Genomic DNA, 24,735 nt, shown 5'->3' with positions numbered 1-24,735 from the left:
ACTTATTTTTTAGCACAATAGTTACTCAATTGTGAAATCGTGCTAATCTGCAATTGCTTCGCCTGAGTTCTTCGCATCATCAGCGCATAAGCATTATTAAATCCAATCGGTTTGAGCCATTGCAATTGATATTGTTTTTGAAATTCTGCCTGAACATAATTATAGGTTTTTGCGGGGTCTTTCGATACTTCCTTGATTTTTTGTTCTGATGGTTTTAGCAAGACTAACAATCCTGTTCCGGTATATTCCGGATAAAAATCGATGCCATCATTCATTAAAGCATCAAAACATATTTTTGTGCCGCCAAGTCCGGTTTTGGTTTCGACTTTATAATTGGTATTTCCCTCAATGAGCATTTTGTACATTTCGGCCAAAACATATTGTTCGCCAAAAATCTTAGAACCAATTCTAATCGTTTCTCCATTTCCCTGATTGGCTTTTTTATATAAACCCCGACTGACCAAAAAATCTTTTGCAGCTTTCTCCGGAGTCTGTTTTAAAAGTTCGGTTTTATAATTAAGACCCGTCATAATACTGTCGTTGATTTTTCCGGCAAGAAGATTTAAAGTTTCTTCAAGTCCCGGAAATTTTTTCAGTGTCTGGGTTTTGATAATTGGAGCAGCATAATAAGGCGGAAATATGGTTTTATCATCTTCTAAAACGACCAAATCAAAGGCTTTAATTCTTCCATCGGTAGAATAACCGCTGATCAAATCCAATTTTCCCTGATACGCTGCTTCATACATAATAGCATCTGAAACCACCAGCGGATTGAGCTGCAGTCCATAAACAGATCGAAGTCCCAAATCACCATCCTGACGTCCCATAAATTCCGGTGTAAATCCTGCAATTATTTTACGTTCAGGATTAGAAGAAACCATAAAGTAAAAACCTGTTGCCACTACAACACCACAAATGATATAAAAAACGTTTCGAAGTGTTTTTAATGTAGACTTTTGCAGATAACCAATAATCAAATCCAGCAAAACAGCCAATAATGCTGCGGGAATTGCTCCTGCCAAAATCATATTGGTATTGTTGAGCGAGATTCCTCCAAAAATAAATTCGCCTAATCCGCCTGCTGCCACAAAAGAAGCAAGAGTCGCAACCCCCACATTGATTACGGCAGCGGTTCGAATACCGGCAATAATCACGGGCATTGCCAATGGAAATTCAACCTGAAACAAACGCTGGGTTTTATTCATTCCGAGTGCCGTTGCGGCTTCTATAACTGTGGAATCTACTCCTGTAATGCCTGTATAAGTGTTTCGTATAATGGGAAGTAAGGCATAAATAAGCAGTGCAATGATCGCCGGCGTGGCACCAATACCAAAAAGCGGAATCATAAACCCCAAAAGCGCAATACTGGGAACGGTTTGTAATATTCCCGCCGTTCCTAATACCGAAGGAGCTAATTTTCGTCTTCGCGAAATTAAAACGCCTAACGGAATTCCGACTATAATGGCCAAAAGCAACGATAAAAAAGTAAGTCCCAGATGCTGGCCTATTTGTACAAACAGCTTTTCATGCTGTGACACCATAAATTGCCAAAGGCTTTGCTGCTGTGTCATACCGTTTGAAGTTTTCTGTAGTGATTAAAAGCCTGCAAAAGTGCTTCGTAGTCTTCATTATAAACATTCTCCGTACTCAAAGCTTGAAGCGTTTCCCAGATATTGGCATCCTTAGTAAGTTGTTCCTGAGCTTTTACCGATAATGGTTTTTGAAGAAAAGAAGCTACGGATTTTACCGAAGCAATTTTATATTCCAGCATTAACCGATTACCGGAAAAGAAATCTTTCACAAAAGTATTTACAGGATGATATAATATTTCTGCCGGAGTACCAATCTGAATGATTTTCCCTTTATCCATCAGACAAATACGATGTGCCAGTTCAAAGGCTTCGACTACATCGTGTGTTACTAAGATGGTTGTTTTGTTTTTGAGTTCATCCAGATTTTTAAACTCATTATGGATCGCCGACTTTGTAATGGTATCCAAAGCGCCAAAAGGTTCATCCATTAAAAGAACCGGAGTATCAGCAATAAGTGCTCGTGCGACACCTATTCGCTGTTGTTGTCCACCGCTGAGTTCATGAGGAAAAACCCTTAAAAGATCTTCCTTCAGCTGCAGTTTTTCTAAAAGTTCGAAGGTTCTTTTTTCTGTCTTTTGTTTGTCCCATTTTAATAAATTGGGAACAACAGCAATATTCTGTGCCACAGTATAATGCGGGAAAAGCCCCGCGTGCTGCATGACAAAACCAATGTTTTTACGAAGGTCTTCGGTTTTTTGATCCCGAATGTTTTTGCCGTCAATGAAGATGTTCCCGCTATCAGGTTCAATAAGGCGGTTGATCATTTTTAAAGTGGTCGTTTTACCGCACCCGCTTGTGCCTAATACGACCAGAATTTCTTTATCGTGGGCTTCAAATGAAACTGAATCTACCGCTTTGTTTGAACCAAAACTTTTGGAAACTCCTTCTATACTAATCATATATTGTCCTGATAAATTATTTTGCCAGACGAATGCCCATAAATTGCCACTGATGACGCGGATGAAAAAAGTTTCGGTAAGTAGGACGGCTATGTCCTTGCGGAGTTGCCACGGAAGCACCGCGCAAAACCATCTGGCTGACCATAAATTTACCATTGTATTCCCCTATCGCTCCCGGCGCTTTTTTAAATCCCGGATAAGGCAGATAAGCGCTGTCTGTCCATTCCCAGCGTTGTCCCCAGTTTAAATTTGGCGAAGCAATCTCCCACTCTGCCTCGGTTGGCAGACGCATTCCTTTCCAGGAAGCAAATGCTGAGGCTTCGTAAAAATTGACATGGCAAACGGGTTCGTTCAAATCGATTTCTTTTAAACCGGCAAAGGTATAGTTCATCCATTTTTGATCGATATAATGCCAGTATAGTGGTGATTTTGCAGCATTTTCTTTTACCCATTCCCAGCCTTCAGAATGCCAGTATTTAAAGTTGGTATAACCTCCGTCTGCAATAAATTCGAGATATTCAGCATTGGTTACGGGATATTTTGAAATCTCAAAACTATCTAAATACACCTTATGACGTCCCAGTTCATTATCAAAACAAAAATCTTCTCCCTGATAGCCAATTTCATAAACACCGGATTCGACTTTTACAAATTCATTGTTCTGAATGTTTTTTTTGTCGAAAATTGCATCTGCACTATAAACCGGAAAAAGCGGATTATGCCCTAAAATATATTTAATATCGCTGTACAATAATTCCTGATGTTGCTGCTCGTGATTCAGTCCAAGTTCGAGCAATTCGATTAATTCAATAGAAAGTTCATTACTTTGAAGAAAGGTTTCCATATTCTGGTCAACGTAACTGCGATAACGATACACATCGGTAACCGAAGGTCGGCTTAAATTACCGCGGTCCGTACGTACAACACGCGCGCCAACACTTTCGTAATAACTGTTGAAAACAAAATCGTATTGATCATTAAAAACTTTATAATCCTTATAGTTAGGTTTCAGAATGAAGGTTTCAAAAAACCATGTGGTATGACCCAAATGCCATTTAGGCGGACTAACATCTACAATTGGCTGTACAACATAATCCTCAATTTCTAAAGGTTTGCATATATTCTCAGAATGCAATCTGATCGTTTTGTATTTTTTTATAAAGTACTCTTGATCTACTGTGGCTTCTTTTACCTGCATATTATTAAGTTTAACGTTACACTACGCGCCAGGCTGCGTCTGCAAACCAAGCTTTTGAGTCCATTATATGATTAATTGTTTCGAAACCTGAGCTGCTTGCCAATACTTCACTCTCTGACAGAGAATATTTCTGTGAAAGTTCCATATACACGGATTCGTCTTTATCAAAAATAATGGACATTCCACCTATTGAAACGACCTGATTCTCCAGGCTGATTAAATAACTTCTGCAGGCACCGCTTAACGGATCATAAGTTTGATAGTGTTCAAACTTTTCACTCTCAAAATTGGCATTGAGTTCTCTGTTGATGCGCGTTAGCAGATTCAGATTAAATGATGCGGTAATTCCGGTCTTATCATTGTAGGCCTCTAATATAGTGTGCGGATTTTTCTTTAAATCAAATCCCATCAATACAATATCGCCATGCGAAAGATAACTGTTAAGAGTACGACAAAACAGAAGTGCTTCCTTCTTCTCCATATTTCCAATATTACTTCCTAAAAAAAGAACCACTTTTCTTCTTTCAGATAATTCAGCCGCTTTTTCAAGCATCCTAAAATATTCACCCTCGAGTGAAATAATATTAAGTTCAGGGAGATCCGCTTGCAGCTTATTATTTAAAACAGTTAAAATATTGGCCGATATATCGATTGGCATATAATTAAAATCGGCTTTTTGCTCTAAAAGATATTGAAGTAAAAAAGCCGACTTGGTTCCATCACCAGCACCCAGTTCGATTAAATCAAAAGCTTCATCAGTTTCTAAAATAATCTCTGCTAGTTCTGAAGTTTTATTTTGGAATATATCCATTTCACAATTCGTGAGGTAATATTCGGGCATTGCCATTATCTGTTGAAAAAGTGTGTCTCCAATTTTGTCGTAAAAATATTTTGAATCAAGTTTTTTTGGTGTGCTTTGCAGTCCCTGAAGCACATCAAAACGAAACTGTTCAACTGCACTATCCTGCTTTGTAATATCTTTGGTTATTTTTTTTTCGGTTTTTATCATGCTAATCCTATTTTTACACTGCTTATCAATTATCAATTATCACTAATTATTGTTTTAATTAAATAATTAAATACACGCTTGTTTGTTTGTTTTTACTTTTATTAAAAAGCGCTGTCCACCACCCCCCCGTCAACCCGAAGTGCTGCGCCAGAAGTTGCCGACGACAATGGACTTGCCATATAAACTACCATGTTGGCCACTTCTTCGGTCTCTGCCCATCTCTGGATAATAGATGAGGGACGTTTTTCTTTAATAAACTCTATTTGTGCCTCTGCAATACTGATTCCTTTTTCTTTAGAAATATCTTCAAACATTTTATCTGTTCCTTCCGCTAAAGTTGGACCTGGAAGAACAGCATTCACTGTTACATTTGTTCCTTTTAAATGCTTTGCCAATCCACGGCTTAAAGCAAGATAAGCGGTTTTTGTAACACCGTACAAAATCATATCATCCGGAATATTGACAGCCGATTCACTCGATATAAATATGATACGTCCCCAATTTTTAGCCTTCATCAGCGGTGCATAATGACGGGACAATCGAACGCCGCTTAATACATTTACTTCAAAATCATGAAGCCAGACATCATCTCCTGTTGTTTCAAAAGGCTGGTCACCATATACACCAACATTGTTTATTAAAATATCAATCTCAGGTAGAACACTAAAAAGATTATTAACTTCTTCTACATTCGCAAAATCAGCGGCTGCACCATCAACCAAGGCATCAGGGATTTCTTTTTTTATTTTATCTATTGCAGCCTTTACTCTTTCTTCAGTTCTTCCGTTGATATAAACTTTTGTTCCTTCACGAAGCAGTCCTAACGCTATCGCATAACCGATACCTCCCGTAGAACCGCTTACAAAAGCCGTTTTTCCTTTTAATTGTAAATCCATTTTTATTTTATTTTTTATAGGTCGAGAATCAGAGCATTTCTAAAGAAATGGGTTAAACCTGGTTATTTTGGCTCGTTATGGAAGAACTACAATCTTTCCTCCTCCTGAACTGCTTTCCATAAACTGGTGTGCCACAACGATATCATTCAAATTAAAGATACGTTTTATCGCCGGTTTTATAAATCCTTTTTCAATATCCTTAACAAATTCCTGAAAATATTTTGCTTCGATTCGAATCTGTCCACTGTCATAAACTGTAAGATTAACAGCAGCTGGAATATAATCCATAGGAGTAAATTCAGTAATGGACCATTCTTCGGCGAGCATACCGGTCATACAGACCCTGCCACCAATTACAACAGTTTTAAGAGAATCCTGTAATGTAGCAGTACCTACAAGTTCCAGTACTTTATCAATCTTAAATTGTTTTTGATTTTTGATTCTTTCCGCCAGATTTCCGTCGTCAATCAAAACTGCATCAGCTCCGTTATCCAGCAATAAATCTCTTTTATTTTCACTTCGCGTGGTTGAAATTACAAAAAGTCCCGTCTGCTTTGCCAGCTGCAAAGCCAGAAGACCTACTGATGATGTACCCCCGCGGATTAATAATGTCTCTCCTTCTTTTATTTTTAGAGCCCTGTCAAGCGATCCGTATGCAGTCTGGAACATTTCGGGCAGGGCTCCTAGAATTTCCCAAGAAAGCCCGCTTTCAAAAGGCATGACAATATCATTTGGAACTACGGTATATTGGGCATAACTTCCATCGAAATCACGTCCCATCCCACCCATAAAAGCAGCTACTTTTTGGCCCCTTGTTAATTTCCCTGAAGGATCATTTATAACTTGACCAACACACTCAATTCCCAATACTCTGGGAAAATGCACATCGGGCGATAGTCCTTTTCGGGTCATAAGCTCAGAACGGTTAAGTCCAAAGGCTTTAATCTCAATGAGCACCTGATCTTTTAAAGCAACTGGCATAGCAATCTCTTCAATTGCAAAGTTTTCTGCTCCTCCCGCGATTCTTAGTACAGCTGCCTTCATTTTTCAGGTATTAAATTAGTTCCAGCTCCCTTACATTATTAAACATATAACGGTAGATTTTCCAGTTTTCTTCATTCTTTTTAAGAACAAAAAAATCAATACTTTTTTTCGGTACAGGCTTTAAATCTGAAATGCGATTCTCTGTAGTAGCGGCAGCAGCTTCTACAAAAGCAAACTGATTCTCTATTGTGATATCCTTTATTGAATATCCAATTTTAAAATCAGCTCGTTTAAGATAACCGCTGCTGGTTTTTCCTAATTGATTACCAGCAATACTCTTCCTCATACCATCAGGGATAAAAACAGCATCCTGATCAAAAAAGTCAGCTATAGCTGCTGTTTCTCTATTATTTAGTACCTGGGCAAAATTGCCCAGTAATGTACCAATTGCTTCTTTTTCTTTTGTGTAACTTAAATCATTATTTTTCATTACTTCAGCATTTAATTTGGGGATTAGTACCCAGGTTTTTTATAAAGCTTTTCCATATTTGGCTTTATTTCTTTATCATAAACTTGCTCCATCCAAACATCTTCAGCAACTTCAGCTATGGCGATAGAAACTGCCGCTTCAGGTTTGCCTGTGTGCTTAATAATTACATCTGTAATTTCTTGTGCGATTTTTTCTTTTTGTTCCTCAGAAGTCCCAGGATACATTTTTACATTTACGTGTGGCATATTATTTTTATTTAAGATTATTTTCTGTTGATTTTCAACATGCAGATTTGCTGTACAAAATTGCAATATATATACTGTTCAAGCTTATAAACATGTTTAAGAAATACCCTTAATCTAGTTTAACACTGGTTCTTAAACTAGATTAAGAGTATGGAAAGTGACATTATCTAAATTTACAAAATATTTTGCCCTGCATTACAAAGCGTATAATCTTTAGTTGATCTGCGGATTCTTTTTATTTAAAATAATTACCTTTAACCTTACCTTTAAAAATTCTTTGAATGACAGAAATCTTTAAAATATTTCGAATTACAGCAGCAGAATCTGAAAAGATTATGCAGACCTTAAACGAACCGCACGCCCATGATTTTGAAGAATTGATTATAGGCGGAGAAGGAAAGCTTGACCATTTTATTGATTTCAAATCCCAATTAATTGATGCTCCATTTATCAGTTTTGTAACAAGGGGAAAAATACATCGCGTAAAACCCCTTATTAAGAAAGGTCAAAACGACATGTGGGTACTAAGGTTTAAAAGTGAATTTATAGCAGAAACAATCTTCAGCCTGTATGCTTCCTTTCATGAAAAAGCCAACATTAATATGCAGAGTAATGCCTGTTTTGAAAGATTAGACATGATGTGCAGATTGATTTATGAGGAATATAATCAGGAGGCTTCTGATCTGGCTGTGATACGGCAGTTACTTAGTGCGCTTTTTACCATAATTGAGTCTGAACGCCGCAAACTTAATCTCAACAATGACGAGTCAAAAAAAATACAAGGCACCACTTTTAAAAATTTCCTAAGACTTTTGGAAGAGCATTATAAAGAATCCAAAGATGTAAATTTTTATGCTGACAAACTTTTCATGACCACGCGAAATTTAAATTTGATCTGCCAGAATGTACTGCAGCAAAGTGTCTCTGAAATTATCGAAGTAAGAAAATTGACAGAGGCAAAAAACCTGCTGATGACTACAGATTTAAATATTGCAGAAATCGGCTATGAGCTGGGATTTAATGAAAAAACCTATTTTACCCATGCCTTTAAACGCAAAGCAGGCCTTACTCCTACTGAGTTTAGAGAAGAAATGCAAAAACTGCTTTCCTAAAAACACAACCATTCTTCCGAAAAGCGTTACCCCTGCCCTGGCATTTAACCGCAACTTTGTATCAATAAAAAATGATACATATGAAAAATTCAATTTTAGGACAAGTAACCGCGGCGGTTCTTGTTTTTGCCTTAAGCACTACAGTAACTGCTCAGAAAAAAGAAGATAAAGCAGATATGATAAAACAGATTAAAGAACTTGCTGCTGCCAATGCACAGATAGCTAAAAATCTGGAAACTTTTGACACTTTAGATTATACCGTTTTTAGTAATCGCGACTGGTCACGTCTGCATGAAAGCCATGCAAAGAAAATTAAAGTACATTTTCCTGACGGTCATACTGAGGTTGGTCTGGAGCAGCATATCAAAACTCTTGATGCTATGTTTGTATATGCTCCCGACACCCGTATTAAAGAGCACCCTTTTAAAATTGGTTCCGGTAATCTTACTGCCGTAATGGGTTATATGGAAGGTACTTTTACGCAGCCAATGCCCGCAGGAGATGGTACTTTTATACAGCCGACCGGTAAAAAATTCAAACTGCCAATGGCAACTATAGGAGTTTGGGAGAATGGAACAATGCAGGAAGAATATTTATTCTGGGACAACCAGTCTTACATGAACCAAATATTAGGTAAATAAAAAAACAAAAAGATGGATAGAAAAGATTTTCTTAAAACTATGGCCATTTTACCATTGGGAGCTGCAGCCATGCAGCTCAGCTCCCTTAAAACTGCAACTGATGCTTTTGCTGCAACAGAACGTATGCCTGTTCTGTTTCTTGGACATGGCAATCCGATGAATGCCTTGGCAGATAATAATTTCACACAAGGTTTCCAGCAGATGGCCAAAACACTTCCAAAACCCAGAGCCATACTTTGTATCTCTGCCCATTGGGAAACTAAAGGTACATTTGTTACTGCAATGCAAAAACCCGAAACTATCCATGATTTCGGAGGCTTTCCGCAGGCTCTTTTTGACCTTCAATATCCTGCACCGGGAAGTCCGGAGCTTGCACTTGAAACCCAGAAACTTATTACTTCGATACCCGTTGGACTTAGTAATGACTGGGGACTTGATCATGGATGCTGGTCAGTGATAAAATTTCTTTATCCCAATGCAGATATACCAATAGTAGAAATGAGTATAGATTATACTAAGCCCGCTTCCTATCATTACGAATTAGGAAAGCAACTTGCAGCCTTACGACGTAAGGGAGTACTTATTGTGGGAAGCGGAAACACCGTGCATAATCTTAGGCTTGCGGCATGGGACAAAATGATGGTTCCCGGATACGCTTTTGACTGGGCTCATACGGCCAATGAAAAAATGAAAAAGATGATTTTGGAAGATGACCATCAGTCCCTTATTAATTTTGACAAACAGGGTCGGGAATTCGAGCTTGCCGTGCCAACTCCTGAACACTACATTCCGATGCTGTATACTCTGGCACTTAAGGAAAAAGACGAAAAAGCTACTGTATTTAATGATGCTTTAGTAGCCGGATCGCTCAACATGCTGTCCATAAAAATTGACAAAGCATGATTTTAAAAAAACATTTATGGATATGCTTTGGCATACTAATTATAATTTCAACCTTTAGCTTTACCATTATGAACTCAAGTAAAGAAAAAACTGCGCTGCATTATCTGGTAAGACAGCCAAAAACAAAAACAGAAAAACCGCCTCTTCTCTTAATGCTTCACGGTGTTGGAGGAAACGAGAAAAACTTATTTTCTTTCGCCAGCGATCTTCCCGACAATTTTTTAGTGATTTCTGCACGCGGACCCCTTACACTTGGACCGGACAGTTTTGCATGGTTTCAGGTAAACTTTACCGGCGGCCATCCACAGATTAACGAACAGCAGGCTGAAGCTGCAAGGGTAACTATTTTAGATTTTATTGAAGACCTGAAAGAGGAACATGATTTTGATGACAAACAAGTTTATTTAATGGGTTTCAGCCAGGGAGGAATCATGAGTTACAGTGCGGCACTTACCGAACCTGAAAAAATCAAAGGAATTGCTGTGATGAGCGGCAGGCTCCTGCCAGAAGTAAAACCTCTTATTGCAGATGAAAGTCGTCTTGAAAAACTAAAAGTATTCATCTCTCATGGCAGACAGGATGCTGTGCTACATTTTCCTTTCGCTGCAGATGCCGCTGCTTATCTTCAATCCAAAGGAATTAAACCTGATTTCCATCAATATGATGAAGGACATACCATTAATAAACAAATGTTTGATGATGTAAATCTCTGGCTCAAAGCCAATCTAGCCAATTAATATATTAAATATCATAACTGATTAAAAAAATGCCTGCGTAGAAAACAGGCATTTTTTTATCCGATAGAATACCACTAACAAGAGGTAATCCCAAAGCATTAATCTTAAGATAGTTTAAGACTAAATATGAAATTAGATTATGGGTACATAGCTGCCAAATTGCTGAACTTCGCTTCATAAAATGTAAATACATTAAACTAATAATTAAAATCATGAAGAAAAAAATAATCACAATCCTATTCATAATGATTTGTATTGGCGCTAAAGCGCAATACAGCAGCAAATTGATTATCGAAAAATTGATGCAGTCAGATCTTAACAGTATGGGGCAGAAAATATCATATCCAGAAGTTAAGGATGCTAAGGTAACCATGATGAAAATTACGTTTCCTCCAGGTGAAACTACAGGCTGGCATAAACATAACATTCCTGTATTCTCATTTATTATAAAAGGAACGCTGACAGTTCAAACCGAAGATAATAAGATCACTGAATATAAAGAAAACACAAGCTTTGCCGAATCCTATAACATTTATCATAAGGGCACCAACAATGGAAAAACTGACCTTGTCGTTTTGGCAATCTATCTCGGAGGCGATGCAAAAGAGTTATCGGTAAAAAAGAGGGATTGAATGTCTGCCATACTTTAATTTTAGCAGATCAGTCACAGCGAAGCGGTAGTCCAGCCTATTTTATTACCGATGGCGAAAAACCTGTTTTTAAGGAATTTAACGAAAACTATGTAACGACTTAAGGAATTATTTTTCCTGATAAAGCAGTTTCTTTGGCAACAGCAAAAAGAGCGGCTTCAGTAATGGAATTTATCAGGAAGATTTTCAGACTAAAGGGACATCCGCCGCTTTATAGGGGACTTGTAAATGCATTGGGATTGGAATTTGTAACTACTGATAATAAAGCCAGTCAGCAACTTGGCTATAAACCTTTAGTAAACATTTCCCAAGGCCTTAACATGATGAAGAAATAAAAATTCTATTTTTACGCGGGACTTTCAGTCCCTCTATTTTATTTCATTTAAGATTGAAATGAAACATTTGCCATTTTAATCTCTACTTTTACAATTAGTATAAATGATGTTACTAAAATCTTGAAAAACCAAAACCAAACTATTAGACAATTCGAACTTCCTCCTTCTGCAAAAGCAGGGATTAGTATCGTTAATATGGAGGATAAGGAAGTGGAGAACCACGATATTTCGATACCGCACCGGGATAATCACTGTCAATTGATGTTGGCTCTAAATGGAACATTCAAATTAAATCTTGATTTTGAAAATGTAGAATTTTCTGCTCCGGCCTTACTTTGTGTATTTCCTGAACAAGTACATCATATTATAGATGTAAAAGATCCTAAAGGATGGATGATTAGTTTTGATCCGTCATTGGTTAGTACAGAAATATTGCAGCTTTTAGAAACTAAAATCGACAATCCATTTTTACTTCAACACGAATCTAATTTTTGCCAGCAGCTTGCTATTCTAATGAATTTAATAGAAAAAGTACAGCTAGAAAATACAAATAACTATACTCAAAAAAGTATTCATTTTTTATTTAATGCACTTTTAAGTTTAATTTCCGGAGAACTTGTTTCTACTATATCTGTTTATAAAGAGAAAGAAAATCGCAGTATTATCATTAAGGAAACTTTTATAAAACTAACAAAAGAACATTTTAAAACTTGGAAACAGCCTGCACAATACGCTTCTGCACTTTCTATTTCTCCGTCTCATTTAAATGATACTGTAAAATCGTTAACCGGAAGTCCTGTATCGATTCATATTCAGGAAGCATCGATTATGGAAGCCAAAAGACTACTTTATTTTACAGATAAAAACGTCAAGGAAATAGCCTACGAAGTTGGCTATGACGAACCGGTTTATTTTGGAAAGCTTTTTAAAAAAGTAACCAAACTCTCGCCTCTTGAATTTAGAAAAAAATTCCGTGATTAGGACTATCCTTCCCTTTATTGAAACTACATTCAAAATCCTACTATAACTAGCTTTGCATTGTAATTAACACAATAACAAAATGCAAAACGAATTCAATATTCAGATTGTACTCGACGCAGTAAGAAAAGTGGGCGATGTCTTTTTAAAAGACTATAAGCAAAATGCGATTCCACAAAATATAGATGAGCTTTTAAAACAATTAGAAGATATCGACACTTTGTGCCTGAGTTCTTTAAAGCAAGATTTGTCTTTAGAATTTCCAAATATTCCCTGGCATATTGGCGACGAGTTTGATACAGATTCACAAAGGAATCCGGCAGAGCAAGAAGAATACTGGCTTTGCGATGCCATGGACGGCGCTATTCAATATCTGCAGCATATTGCTGGATGGACTATAAACTTGGCGCTTATCCGTAATGAAAAACCTTTCTTTTCTGTAATTTTTGATCCTCTGGCCAATGAAATGTTTTGGGCAAAACAAGACGAAGGAGCTTTTATGAATGGGAAATTACTGGAAATTAGCAGCAAAACAGATTTGGCAGTTATGCTAGCTGTTTTTGAATATGGTCATCAGGATAAATCAGCTAATCATTTAAATGAAAAAATTGGCTCAACGGTTACTAAACTGCTTGATAATTTTGGAATAGTTAGAAACTACGGGCCACATGGCCTGCAATTAGCTTATGTTGGTTCCGGAAGAATTGATTTGTTTGTTCAGGAAGATCTTGATACTTATAACTGGATTGCGGGATTGCTGATTGCCAAAGAAGCCGGAGCTCAAATCATGACAACAGCAGGATCTCCGTGGCAATGGGGAAGCGAAAGTTTACTTGTTGCACCAAAAAGCATTACAGAAAAATATCTACAAATTAAATCAACAAATTAAAATGAATATAGCAATTGTAGGAGCCGGAGCCGGTATTGGATTGCAATCGGTAACACAGGCACTCAAAAAAGGACATACAGTAACAGCATTGTCAACAAATACAGATCAGATTCCAAATCATCCTAATTTAATTAAAATAAGCGGCAGTGCTACATCACCAGTAGATTTAAAAAATGCCATAAAAGGTTCTGATGCTGTGCTTATAACCGTTGGAACAAAAAATAAAAAAGCAACTACCCTATTTTCTGATATTGCAAAAACGCTTATAAACGTTGCTGATCAATTAAATTTTACAGCGCCAGTTCTGGTAATTACCGGTTTTGGAGCTGGAGAAAGTAAAAATTATTTGAGTTTTTTTATGCGAACGGTAATTTCATTATTCCTGAAAGACCAATACATCAATAAAACGATAATGGAAGAATTAATTACTAAAAGTAATATTAAATGGGAAATCATTAGACCGGGAATGCTCACGGATGGAGATCAAAGTTCATCTTATAAAGTATTATTCAAACTAGAAAAAGGAATGAAAGTTGGAAAAATTTCAAGAGCCGATGTTGCGCATTTTTTAATTACGGAAGCCGAAAGTCCTCAACTGCATTATCACTATGTAGCACTAACTAATTAATCGATAAAAAACCAGCAACAACATTAACAATTTACACATTAATAGTTTAAATAATTAGTAGAGAGAGCTCAATAAAAATCAAATTCTTTTTATCTTTAAGAACTAATTACTTCTTACACTGTATAAATGAAAATTCAGTTTTTTGTTACTCTTATTATTTTCTTGACTGGTACGCTCTTTATTAAAGCACATGCCCAAATAAAATGCAAAATAGAAAGCTACACCACCGAAGACGGGCTCTCACATGATAATATTAGAGATATTATAAAAGACAAAGAGGGTTTTATATGGCTGGCAACTTGGGACGGAATTAACAGGTTTGACGGGAAAAACTTCATTACATACAAAGCCACTGCAGGAGATAACAGCACGTTGGGCAATAACCGCATCGATCTGATGAAGGAAGATGCTTACGGGTATATCTGGGTGAAAGCTTATGACCGACAGATATACAGATTCGAAAAAAGCACTGAGAAGTTTGTTTCTGTAGCCGATATTTTAGCTACAAACAAAATTGAATTTGAAGATATTATCACTGCAAAAAATGGAAATGTCTGGCTGACCACCGTAAAAAAAGGCATCTTTCTAGCCCAAAAAACAGCCAATAATCAGATTAAGCTTTCGCATTTTTCTAATGATTTAAAAGGTTCTTATCCCCCTGCTTCAAATAAGCTTAACGCTTTTAACATAGATACTGATAATGATTTATGGGTTGGCTCTGAAGATGGTCTTGATGTAATATCTAAATTTTTGCAGCAGTCGTACAGAAGGAACAGAATTCTTCAAAATAGAAATATAAACTGTATAATTTCTGAGAATAACAACATTTGGACGGGAACTAAAGATGGAGAGCTGATTTGTTACAACAAAATTTCAAAAAAAATCAGCAGCTATAAAATCTCGATAAAAACTATAAACTCAATAATCAAATCAAAAAATGGTGGTGTTCTCTTCATTACAACAGCTACAGGACAACTGCTTACCTTTGATCTAAAAACATTCAAAATAAACTCTACCATTCAGATTTCCCAAGGACCTATTTTCTCTGTCTATCCTGATAAGAGCGGACTTCTGTGGATAGAACCTGAAAAACACGGTGTTTTCTTAGTAGATCCAAAATCGAAAAACATAAAGTTTTTTTCACAGCAGACTGATGCCACTTTTTTGCAATTGGAACATAGTTTTGGTGTTTTTGAAGATAATTTTGATAGAGTTTGGGTAAAACTAAAAGGCGGCGGTTTTGGATTTTATAACAAGAAAGAGAATACCCTCGATTTCTTTTATAATAGGCCTGGCAGTGAAAATCAGAAGTTTTCTAATATTGTGGCCAGCATGTACTTTGACCCGTCTGGAATTCTCTGGATGAGCACCAACGACAGGGGAATAAACAAAGTAATTTTTCAAAAAGATGTTTTCCAGCAGCAGCTTTTAGTAACTAATACCAAAAATAAATCTGAAAATGAAATTAGATCTGTCTTTACAGACCATAAAAATAGGCTCTGGATTGCATCAAAAGCGGGAAAAGTAAAAGTTTATAAGAACTCTCAGGAAATTAAAAACTTTTTTGTCAATTATACAAATGGGGATATAGGACTTGTATATTCAATTGTGCAGGATAAAAAAGGAAATATTTGGCTTGGCACAAAAGGAAATGGTTTATACAAAGCAGAATCCGTAAATAAAGAAAGTTCACAATACCGATTAACTCAATTTAAAACTGACAAGAAAGACCCGAACAGTATTGGAAGCAATGCAATTTACTCTGTTTTAGAAGACCAAAATGCACGTATTTGGATAGGAACTTACGGTGGCGGTTTAAACCTGATGAAAGAGGAGAATGGAAAAATAAGCTTTATTAAGAATTTTAAAAATTATCCTATTACAGAATCCAGCAGAGTGCGATTTTTAATTAAGGGTTATAAAGGCGAAATCTGGGCGGCAACCACAAACGGCTTGATTACTTTCAGTCCCAGAAATTATAATCCTGCAATCATAAAATTTTCAAGACATGTAAAAATTTCGGGCGATAAATCGAGTCTTGCCAGCAATGATGTTATACATCTTTACAAAGATTCTCAAGGTAAAATATGGGTTTCGAGCGCAGGAGGCGGACTAAATCGTGCTTTTGAAAAAGATAATCGATTGGCGTTTCAAAATTTTTCTAAACAGGACGGCCTCCCAAGCGACTTTATTTTAAGTATGGCCGAAGACAATGACAAAAATTTATGGCTTGCCACCGAAAATGGAATTTCAAAATTCAATCTTACCAATCATACGTTTAGAAATTATGATTCGTATGATGGTTTGCTTAAAACTGGATTTTCTGAATCGTCTAGTTTGAAATTACCCAATGGCAATCTGATTTTTGGATGCAGAAACGGTTATCTTGATTTTAATCCTAAGAAAATTGAAAATCAAAAAATCACAGCCCAGCTGGTTTTTACCAGTTTTGAAATCAATAATAAAAGTTCGAATGTCAAGTCAGAAGAATATCCTTTAAAAGCAGATATAAATTACAATAAAGAGATAGAATTAGATTATCAGCACAATACAGTCAGCATTTATTATACGGTCTTAGATTACAGATCCAATAACAAACAGTTGTATGCATATCGATTGAAAGGGCTCGATGATACTTGGCATGAAGTAAAAAACCAGAAAAAAGCCACTTTTACTAATCTTCCTCCGGGTGATTATGAATTTGAAGTCAAAAGTTTAAATCCAGAATTGTATTCCAGCGTACCGCACAAGAGTTTAAAATTTACCATAACTCCGCCATTTTGGAAAACAAATTGGGCTTTTCTGCTGTATTTTATTATTTGTGCTGCTTTATTAGAAACGTCAAGAAGAATAGCCTCTTCTATGATTCAGCTTCGAAATAAAGTAATTGTAGAACAGGAAATGACAGAACTCAAATTGAGTTTTTTTACTAATATCTCACATGAACTCCGAACACCTTTGACTCTTATTGTCAATCCGTTGGAAGAAATCGCAAAAACCGAAGATCTGACTCCTCAAGGGCATGATTACATTGCAACAGTCCGAAAAAACACTAACCGATTGGTACGATTTGTAAATCAGCTTCTTGATTTTAGAAAAGTGCAGAGCGGCAACGAAGAGCTTCATGCAGAGCCTGTAGAACTGGTTACTTTTATTAATGAAATAAACTCTCTATTTGTTCAAACGTCTCATGAAAAAAATATCAGAATTAAAACAGATTACGGCTCTGAAAACCTTATTGTCAATCTGGACAGAGAAAAAATGGATATTGTGCTCTACAATTTATTATCCAATGCCTTTAAATTCTCGCCCGATAACAGCACCATTACCATTGCAGTTAAAGTAGAGAATGAGATTCTTGAAATAAGCATAGCCGATCAGGGCACTGGCGTGGAAGAAAGCAAACTGGAGGAAATCTTCAAGCTTTACTACGAAACCAATACTGGAAAAGCCAAAAATGTTGGAACTGGAATTGGACTGGCTCTTTGCAGAGAATACGTAAAATTACATCAAGGTAATATCTATGCAGAAAATAACGGTGATGGAGGATTGACTGTTTTTATAAAAATTAATTTGAATACTAAGATTCTTCAAAATTCTGATAGCCTTCATTTACGCAGCGTAAAAATAAAAGAACAAGGTGTCGAGATTGAAACTGTAGAATATAGTCGCTCCAATGCAGACCCAAATTCGGATATGCCCGTTGTTTTAATTGTGGAAGACAATGCTGAACTGCGATCTTTCTTGAAGGTCCAGCTTCAAAAATATTACCGCATATTGGAGGCTCCTAATGGAAAAGAAGGTCTAAAAATGGCTGTAAGCAAATTGCCTGATTTGATACTCAGTGATGTAATGATGCCAGAAATGAACGGAATTGAACTTCTGGACGCTCTTAAAAACACAACCGAAACCAGTCATATTCCTGTTATTCTTCTGACTGCAAAATCATCGGTAGAAAACCAGATTGAAGGTTTAAATTACGGTGCAGATTATTATATAACGAAACCATTTAACAACGACTTTTTACTGGCTTCTATTGAAAATCTGATCAAATTCAGAAAAAAATTTTTCAAACAGCTGCAGAGCGATTTGAAAACAATCGCTCTAGAACCTGGAGAAATCGTGATTACTACAAAAGACGAACAGTTTCTAAAAGATGTAATAGCGGTTGTTGAAAAAGGACTAACTGACACTGCTTTCAATATTGAGGTAATTGCCAATTCGATGAATATGTCGAGAGTTACCTTTAACCGAAAATTTAAAAGTCTTACAGGTATGACGCCTGTTGAATTTGTAAAAGAAATGAGAGTTAAACGGGCAAAACAATTTCTCGACGCGGGAGAAACAGATATTGCTGATATTGGGTACAGAGTCGGATTTAATAGTTCTGGCTATTTCAGCACTTGTTTTAAAGAAGTTTTTCAAATGTCACCTTCTGATTATCTAAAGCAAAAATCAGATAATCAGAAAACGAAGTAACATTTAAAGAATTTTATTATCTGCTTTACTCGAAAGTAATTTCAGATGCTGTTACTTTTTTACTTAAAACAATCTCTTTACCAGATGCTTTAAAGTCTTTTTTACTAAAGGAAATATTCTGAGTTTTATTTCCTAAAATCTTGACTTTTGCCTCTGCTTTTTTATCAAAAGAAATCGCGTTGAACTGCAAGTTTTTTCCGTTATAAATCTGAAGATCAGTATTATTTGCTGATATGATTTTTACGTTAGAGAACTGCATTCCCTCTGAATCAATAATTTCAATGCCTTGATCTGCTTTAAGCAATGAATTTTTTAAATGGATATTCTTTAGATTCATTTCGGGAAGTCCCATAAAGAAAGCAGCTTTTCCTGCTCCGGCAACCTGAATATTTTCCATAAAGATGTTTCTGAAAGAAGGCGTTTCTTCTGTAACCTGATATTGAGGCTGCGATAGATTCTTATCTTCATCATCAAAATCTGGCACATTTTCGCCATAAAAAAGATTAAAACCAATTGCTTCTGTCACAATATTGGTCATGTTGATATTCGAAATATAAATATTTTCAACCACGCCGCCTCGTCCTCTTGTGCTTTTAAATCGAAGTCCGATATCGGTTCCAATGAAAGAGCAGTTTGACACATGGATATTACGAACTCCGCTGGACATTTCGCTTCCTACCACAAATCCGCCGTGCGCGTGATAGACAATATTATTTTTTACAATTACATTTTCTGTTGCAAAATTGCGGTCTCTTCCGTCTTTGTCTTTACCCGATTTCAAGCAGATTGCATCATCGCCAACGTCAAAGGTATTGTTATAAACCAAAACATTTTTGCAGGATTCTAAATCTAAACCATCACCGTTTTGAGAATACCACGGATTGCGAATAGATAAATTTCTAATAATAACATCTTCACACATTAACGGATGCAGATTCCACGCTGGTGAATTTTGAAAAGTAGGTCCATCCAGTAAAATCTCTTTGCATTCTACCAGACTGATCATAACAGGACGCAGAAAATCCTTAATTTCCTTTAAACTCGGATTATTTATATCGACCTGAAAATTAAAGTTTGAGCTCGAGTCATACCCTTTTTTTGCTCCCGCAGAAGGAAACCAGATACTTCCGTCATCAGAAAGGACTCCTCCAGATGCTTTAATGTTTTTCCATTGGCTGTCGGTCATTTTCATTTTTTTAACTGGCCTCCACGCATCCCCGTTTCCATCAATAATACCTTTTCCTGTTATGGCAATATTCTTTGCACCACGCGCATTTATTGGCGAAACGCATCGGTAAGAATTTAAGCCTTCAAAACTTATCTGCTGTAATGGATAATCGTTAAAATCTCGGCTGAATAGCAATAGTGCGCCACTTTCTAATTCTAAATTGATATTGCTTTTAAGGGTAATTGGCCCAGTGAGCCAGATGCCTGCAGGAATTATTACTTTTCCGCCTCCTTTTCTTGAAACCTTATCAATTGCCGAAATAATGGCAGTTGTATTTTTAAAGATTCCGTCTCCAATTGCTCCAAAATCTGTAATGTTTACTTTATAGTCTGGAAACTTTGTTTCTTTCACTTTTGGCATGGAAAATTCTATATTGCTATAAATATCTTTTAGTGTTAATTCTTCAGACAATTGAGCATTTGCCTGTAATGAAAACAAGGAAAAACTTAAAACGGAAAATATAATTTTGATTGGATGATGCATGGATGAAATTTTAATATTCTTATTTAATTTTTTGTAAGCCTTCATATACTAATCTTGCCACTTCTGTTGCGCCAGCTGGCTGAAAGTGCGTATTATCTTTTTGCCCTTCAGGATAAGCTTCATAAACTCCAGCTGGCAGATTCATAAAGTATTTTTCAGAAACAAAGTCTTTTCCTTTCTTCGTAAAAAAGTCTCTTGAAGCTTTGTTCAGGTCTATTAATGGAACTTTCATCTCTGAAGCAACATCTTTTGGCGCTTGGTCATATTCTCCATGAATGTCATTTAAAACACCATCTTTCCACGGAAAATTTCTTGCCACAGGAGTTAGTATGATTGGATAAGCATTTTTCTCTCGAGTCTGAGAAACAAACAATCTCAAAAATTCCTTATAGCCTTGCACATCAACATATCTTTCTGTTTTGTCTTTTGCTCCGTCGTTATGACCAAACTGCATAATCACAACATCGCCTTTTTTAAGTTTTTCAAACACGGCACGCCAGCGCCCTTCTTGAAAAAATGTTCTTGTGCTTCTGCCTCCCATAGCACGATCGTCTACAAAAGAACTGTCGGTTTTAATGATATTTTTAATTTTAAATAGACTATCAGAACTTACAAATTGCTGAAAAACCTGTCCCCAGCCTGTTACAGGATATCTTACTTTCATGTAATCCTTGCCAGGCTCATAATTATTGCTGTAATCTGCCATAGTAGAATCGCCAATCAAATAGATTGTCGTTACTTTTTTTGCTGGATAAAAAGCCGTCAGAACAAATAAAACTGCCAAAGTGAACATTGCTATTCTTATTTTCATACAATAATTTTTAATTATTTATTTGGTAAATATTTTAGTCAAATAGGTATCTATGTACTGAATGGTGGGTTCAAACCACGGATTAAAAAGACAGAAAGTATGTGGTGAATTTTCAAATTCATGCACTTCTGAATAAATGTTATGCTGATTCAAAATTTTAATAAAATCATCACGACCGGCATGCATTCTCGCAACAGAGCTATTAATAAATAAGGTCGGCGGTGTTTGTGCATTAACATAACTTAATGGTGAAGCAGTTTCCCATAATTTCGGATTTTCACTTTTCGAATAACCAAACCAATACTTTCCAGCAGATATTTTAGTGCTGTCATTTCCTTCACTCGATTCTGGATGAACAAAAGACAAAGTCCCATCGATGTCTACAACGGCATTGACCTGTGATTTTGCATCAGTATTGGTTACAATACCTTCAAAAAGAGGCATATTACCTGTAACACCCATAAAAGCAGCCAGTTCTCCGCCTGCCGAAAATCCAAGAGAGACTATTTGGCTGGGATCGATATTGTACTGGTTGGCATTCTCACGAACCCAGCGTATTGCGGCTTTTATATCATAAACTGCAGCAGGAAAAAGTGCTTCCGTCGAAAGACGATATTCTGGCGAAAAACAGACATATCCTAAACTTGCCAGTTTTTCTGCCATCTGTCTGTGCTGTTCCCTATTGCCAGAACGCCACCCGCCGCCATGAATAAGTATAATGCCAATCTGTTTTTTCTTTTTCTTTGAATCGAAATAAACATCAAGTCTCATTTTGCGTTTTCCGTAGGTGCAGTAAATAATATCTTTTTTCTGTTTTACATTTTCATAACGTTTTTCAGGAACCAATCTCGCATCTGGAAAATATTTTACTGTTTTTTTGAAAGCACTCGCAGTTGTAAACGAAGTATCTCTAACAGGTGTAATTCCTTCTAAATACTGAGCATTTATACTCTGAAAAGAAATGATCAGAAACAATATGTACAGCGTTCTGTTTTTGAATGGCTTTGCTTTACTCCTCATAATTAGATTGAAATCAATTAATTGCATTAAAGATATAGGTTTTGCCTTTTTCGGTACTGAAATCATACAATTTTGTGTCTGGAACATCAAAACCTTTTAAAACTGCTTTATTAGAAATCAGTGGTTCTTTAATGGATTCCACCTTATAAAAAGCATTTACATTTTCTCCTTTTGCTTCAGTTAATTTGGTTTTACCGTTAAATGTCACTTCAGAAGCTGTACGGATTCTGCAGTTTCCTCCTAATTCAGATTTTATGGTCAGCTGTTTTATTTTTCCATTTTCCCATTCTAAAGCCACTTCAAAACCTCCCCGAGCTTTTAAACCAGTTACTTTTCCCTTTTTAAAATCATCTGGAAGAGCTGGAAGCAAATAAATAGATCCATCATAGCTTTGCAGCAACATTTCGGTAATTCCAGCAGTGCAACCAAAATTACCATCAATTTGAAACGGCGGATGTGCATCAAAAAGATTTGGATATGTTCCACCCGATTCTCCTTTGCTTTCTGTTGGAGCTGGACTTAACTGGTCTTTAATTAATTTAAAAGCCCTGTTACCATCTAATAATCTTGCCCACCAGTTTACCTTCCATCCCATAGACCATCCTGTCGAAACATCGCCTCTGGAAATAAGGGTATTTCTTGCAGCTTCCGTAAGCTGCGGTGTTCTAAAAGGTGAAATTTGTCCTGCTGGAAAAAGTCCGTATAAATGAGAAATATGTCGGTGATGATCGCCTGGTTTGTCCCAGTCACCAAGCCATTCTTGCAGCTGCGAATATTGTCCGACCTGCATTGGCGGCAGTCTTTTTAAAGCCACGTTTACAGAGTCTGCAAAAGGTTTATCTATTCCTAAAACTTCCGACGATTTTATGATGTTATTAAAGACATCAAAAACAAGCTGATTGTCCATTGTAGTTCCTGCTGTAACTCCAACATTTTTCTCATATGTATTCTCTGGCGACATTGATGGGGCGACAACGAGCCAATTGTGTTCTGGCTCCTGCTGCAATACATCCAGATAAAACTGCGCTGCACCTTTTAAAACTGGATAATATTCTTTTAAAAAACTTTGATCTCCCGTATACACATAATGCTGCCAAAGATGCTGTGTAAGCCACGCTCCGCCCATTGGCCAGAGTCCGTAGAATCCGCCGTCTACTACTCCGGTCATTCGCCATAAATCGGTGTTGTGGTGCATGTTCCAGCCTTTGGCGTGATACATTTCAGAAGCGCTTTCTTTTCCTGTTTCTGCTAAATCTTTCAGCATACTGAATAAAGGCTGGTGCATCTCTCCCAAATTGGTTATTTCGGCAGGCCAGTAATTCATTTCGGTGTTAATGTTTACGGTGTACTTGCTATCCCAAGGCGGACTCAATTTATGATTCCAAATTCCTTGAAGATTAGCAGGCTGATTTCCTGGCTGCGAACTGGAAATAAGCAGATACCTTCCAAACTGAAAATATAGGGTAACGAGCTGAGGATCATACGATTTTGCAAATTCCTTTATCCTCATATCAGTAGTTTTATCAGATTGTGGAGAATCTCCTAAATAAAGCGATACGCGTTTAAAGTATTTCTGATAAGCCTCTATGTGATTTTTTAAAGATAAAGCATAACTTTTTTGAGAAGCTTTAGCCAAAACTGAAGCTGCTTTTTCTGCTGCATTTATGCTCAAGTCTTTATAATTTCTAAAATTTGTAGCCGCAGCAATGCGAATAACAACTTCATCGGCATCTTTAATTACGAGTTTGTTTCCTTCACTTTTAAGACTTCCTCCAACTAAAGTACAAACCGCTTCACCAACAAATTTTACTTTTCCGCTTTTATTATCTACACTTCCCGATGTGCCTTCAAAAATCAATTTATTTTTCCCTGTTTCAAAATTATGCAAAAGCTGCGGACTCGTGCCTGACAAAGAAAAACTGATACTTTTTTTCTTATCAGCTGCTAATCTGATTAAGATAATATCATCCGAAAAAGAAGTTAGAAATTCTCTTTTATAAGTAATGCCATTCGTTTTGTATTGTACTGAAGAAACAGCCTTTTCGATATCTAAATCTCTGCGGTATTCTGTGTAATTCTCATGGTTTGGAAATTCAATAAAAAGACTTCCAATCGTTTGATACGGCATTCCATAGTTTAAATCTTTTGGTGCGTGCCTCGGAAATGCAGCATTGGCCAAATCCTGTGCTTCTTTATTTTTGCCTTGAAACAGCAATTTTCTGATCGCTTCTATATCTGGAAATACATTTTTGGGAACATTATTTCCGGGTTCTCCAGCCCAGACAGTTTCTTCATTTAACTGCAATTCTTCTTTTTGAGGCGTTCCAAAAACCATTGCTCCCAAACGTCCGTTTCCAAGCGGCAAAGCTTCATTCCAATTTGTGGCAGGTTTGTCATACTGAAGTTTAAGTTTTTGCTGTGCTTCTATTTTTATGCTAGTACCCAATACTATAAAAAGCAACGTAATTTTAATCCTATTCATTTTAAATGTATTTATCCAAAAAAGGGAAGTGTGACTTTTTTTTAAA

General features: G+C 36.5%; 23 protein-coding genes. 11 read left to right on the top strand and 12 right to left on the bottom strand.

All coding sequences use genetic code 11. From position 1 onward, the window contains the following. Nucleotides 1-2 precede the first annotated feature (2 nt). The 8 genes from ACWA1F_RS05270 to pptA all read right to left on the bottom strand — a co-directional run bounded on the left by ACWA1F_RS05270 (nucleotide 3) and on the right by pptA (nucleotide 7,313). Entirely contained in the window at nucleotides 3-1,571 is a 1,569-nt protein-coding gene (locus ACWA1F_RS05270) for an ABC transporter permease/substrate-binding protein (protein ID WP_456892185.1), read from the bottom strand. Beyond that, nucleotides 1,568-2,491: an ABC transporter ATP-binding protein gene (locus ACWA1F_RS05265; RefSeq protein WP_456892183.1), complete on the bottom strand. Its 924-nt coding sequence runs from the start codon at nucleotides 2,489-2,491 to the stop codon at nucleotides 1,568-1,570. Before ACWA1F_RS05265 ends, ACWA1F_RS05270 begins: the two co-directional genes overlap by 4 nt. 16 nt (nucleotides 2,492-2,507) lie before the next feature. After that, nucleotides 2,508-3,689: an ergothioneine biosynthesis protein EgtB gene (gene egtB / locus ACWA1F_RS05260; RefSeq protein WP_456892181.1), complete on the bottom strand. Its 1,182-nt coding sequence runs from the start codon at nucleotides 3,687-3,689 to the stop codon at nucleotides 2,508-2,510. A 16-nt stretch (nucleotides 3,690-3,705) separates the two neighbouring features. Beyond that, on the bottom strand, nucleotides 3,706-4,698 hold the full coding sequence (locus tag ACWA1F_RS05255) for an L-histidine N(alpha)-methyltransferase (RefSeq protein ID WP_456892179.1): 993 nt from the start codon (nucleotides 4,696-4,698) through the stop codon (nucleotides 3,706-3,708). A 101-nt stretch (nucleotides 4,699-4,799) separates the two neighbouring features. Beyond that, nucleotides 4,800-5,594 (bottom strand): SDR family NAD(P)-dependent oxidoreductase, encoded by a 795-nt coding sequence (locus ACWA1F_RS05250; RefSeq protein WP_456892177.1) that lies wholly within the window; start codon nucleotides 5,592-5,594, stop codon nucleotides 4,800-4,802. A gap of 75 nt (nucleotides 5,595-5,669) precedes the next feature. Further along, nucleotides 5,670-6,638: a zinc-binding alcohol dehydrogenase family protein gene (locus tag ACWA1F_RS05245; RefSeq protein ID WP_456892175.1), complete on the bottom strand. Its 969-nt coding sequence runs from the start codon at nucleotides 6,636-6,638 to the stop codon at nucleotides 5,670-5,672. A gap of 10 nt (nucleotides 6,639-6,648) precedes the next feature. Next, nucleotides 6,649-7,068 (bottom strand): nuclear transport factor 2 family protein, encoded by a 420-nt coding sequence (locus ACWA1F_RS05240; protein WP_456892173.1) that lies wholly within the window; start codon nucleotides 7,066-7,068, stop codon nucleotides 6,649-6,651. 23 nt (nucleotides 7,069-7,091) lie between these two features. Then, nucleotides 7,092-7,313: a tautomerase PptA gene (gene pptA / locus ACWA1F_RS05235; RefSeq protein ID WP_456892171.1), complete on the bottom strand. Its 222-nt coding sequence runs from the start codon at nucleotides 7,311-7,313 to the stop codon at nucleotides 7,092-7,094. Between the two features lie 281 nt (nucleotides 7,314-7,594). Here pptA and ACWA1F_RS05230 point away from each other — a divergent pair, with 281 nt between their 5' ends. From ACWA1F_RS05230 to ACWA1F_RS05180, 11 genes are all read left to right on the top strand, one after another. Then, nucleotides 7,595-8,425, top strand: coding sequence for a helix-turn-helix transcriptional regulator (locus ACWA1F_RS05230; protein ID WP_456892169.1), 831 nt, complete (start codon nucleotides 7,595-7,597; stop codon nucleotides 8,423-8,425). A gap of 80 nt (nucleotides 8,426-8,505) precedes the next feature. Continuing rightward, entirely contained in the window at nucleotides 8,506-9,066 is a 561-nt protein-coding gene (locus tag ACWA1F_RS05225) for an ester cyclase (protein ID WP_456892167.1), read from the top strand. A 69-nt stretch (nucleotides 9,067-9,135) separates the two neighbouring features. Continuing rightward, on the top strand, nucleotides 9,136-9,969 hold the full coding sequence (gene ygiD, locus ACWA1F_RS05220) for a 4,5-DOPA-extradiol-dioxygenase (protein WP_456892603.1): 834 nt from the start codon (nucleotides 9,136-9,138) through the stop codon (nucleotides 9,967-9,969). A gap of 68 nt (nucleotides 9,970-10,037) precedes the next feature. After that, complete coding sequence (locus ACWA1F_RS05215) at nucleotides 10,038-10,706, top strand: alpha/beta hydrolase (RefSeq protein ID WP_456892165.1); 669 nt, start codon at nucleotides 10,038-10,040, stop codon at nucleotides 10,704-10,706. Between the two features lie 212 nt (nucleotides 10,707-10,918). Continuing rightward, nucleotides 10,919-11,338 carry a cupin domain-containing protein gene (locus tag ACWA1F_RS05210; RefSeq protein ID WP_456892163.1) on the top strand — a complete coding sequence of 140 codons (420 nt, stop codon included), beginning with the start codon at nucleotides 10,919-10,921 and terminating at the stop codon, nucleotides 11,336-11,338. Next, a complete protein-coding gene (locus ACWA1F_RS05205; protein ID WP_456892161.1) occupies nucleotides 11,335-11,460 on the top strand; it encodes a hypothetical protein in 126 nt (41 codons plus the stop codon). The genes ACWA1F_RS05210 and ACWA1F_RS05205 overlap by 4 nt, the downstream gene beginning before the upstream one ends. A 30-nt stretch (nucleotides 11,461-11,490) precedes the next feature. Further along, on the top strand, nucleotides 11,491-11,691 hold the full coding sequence (locus ACWA1F_RS05200) for a hypothetical protein (protein WP_456892159.1): 201 nt from the start codon (nucleotides 11,491-11,493) through the stop codon (nucleotides 11,689-11,691). Between the two features lie 120 nt (nucleotides 11,692-11,811). Beyond that, nucleotides 11,812-12,672 (top strand): AraC family transcriptional regulator, encoded by an 861-nt coding sequence (locus tag ACWA1F_RS05195; protein WP_456892157.1) that lies wholly within the window; start codon nucleotides 11,812-11,814, stop codon nucleotides 12,670-12,672. 79 nt (nucleotides 12,673-12,751) lie between these two features. Next, complete coding sequence (locus tag ACWA1F_RS05190) at nucleotides 12,752-13,558, top strand: inositol monophosphatase family protein (protein ID WP_456892155.1); 807 nt, start codon at nucleotides 12,752-12,754, stop codon at nucleotides 13,556-13,558. Between the two features lies 1 nt (nucleotide 13,559). Then, entirely contained in the window at nucleotides 13,560-14,186 is a 627-nt protein-coding gene (locus ACWA1F_RS05185) for an NAD(P)-dependent oxidoreductase (RefSeq protein ID WP_456892153.1), read from the top strand. Nucleotides 14,187-14,312: 126 nt separating this feature from the next. Further along, on the top strand, nucleotides 14,313-18,665 hold the full coding sequence (locus ACWA1F_RS05180; RefSeq protein ID WP_456892151.1) for a hybrid sensor histidine kinase/response regulator transcription factor: 4,353 nt from the start codon (nucleotides 14,313-14,315) through the stop codon (nucleotides 18,663-18,665). A 25-nt stretch (nucleotides 18,666-18,690) separates the two neighbouring features. Here the strand turns inward: ACWA1F_RS05180 and ACWA1F_RS05175 are convergent, their stop codons facing one another. From ACWA1F_RS05175 to ACWA1F_RS05160, 4 genes are read right to left on the bottom strand one after another with little or no spacing between them, the layout of a single operon-like run. Continuing rightward, nucleotides 18,691-20,376, bottom strand: a complete 1,686-nt coding sequence (locus tag ACWA1F_RS05175) for a glycoside hydrolase family 28 protein (RefSeq protein ID WP_456892149.1) — start codon at nucleotides 20,374-20,376, stop codon at nucleotides 18,691-18,693. 19 nt (nucleotides 20,377-20,395) lie between these two features. Further along, nucleotides 20,396-21,187, bottom strand: coding sequence for a rhamnogalacturonan acetylesterase (locus ACWA1F_RS05170; protein ID WP_456892147.1), 792 nt, complete (start codon nucleotides 21,185-21,187; stop codon nucleotides 20,396-20,398). Between the two features lie 18 nt (nucleotides 21,188-21,205). After that, nucleotides 21,206-22,207, bottom strand: coding sequence for an alpha/beta hydrolase fold domain-containing protein (locus ACWA1F_RS05165; RefSeq protein WP_456892145.1), 1,002 nt, complete (start codon nucleotides 22,205-22,207; stop codon nucleotides 21,206-21,208). A gap of 13 nt (nucleotides 22,208-22,220) precedes the next feature. Beyond that, nucleotides 22,221-24,689 carry a glycoside hydrolase family 95 protein gene (locus ACWA1F_RS05160; protein WP_456892143.1) on the bottom strand — a complete coding sequence of 823 codons (2,469 nt, stop codon included), beginning with the start codon at nucleotides 24,687-24,689 and terminating at the stop codon, nucleotides 22,221-22,223. Nucleotides 24,690-24,735: the final 46 nt, after the last annotated feature.

This window comes from Flavobacterium erigeronis (genome assembly GCF_054075165.1).
This window is presented reverse-complemented; position numbering and strand designations above follow the sequence as displayed.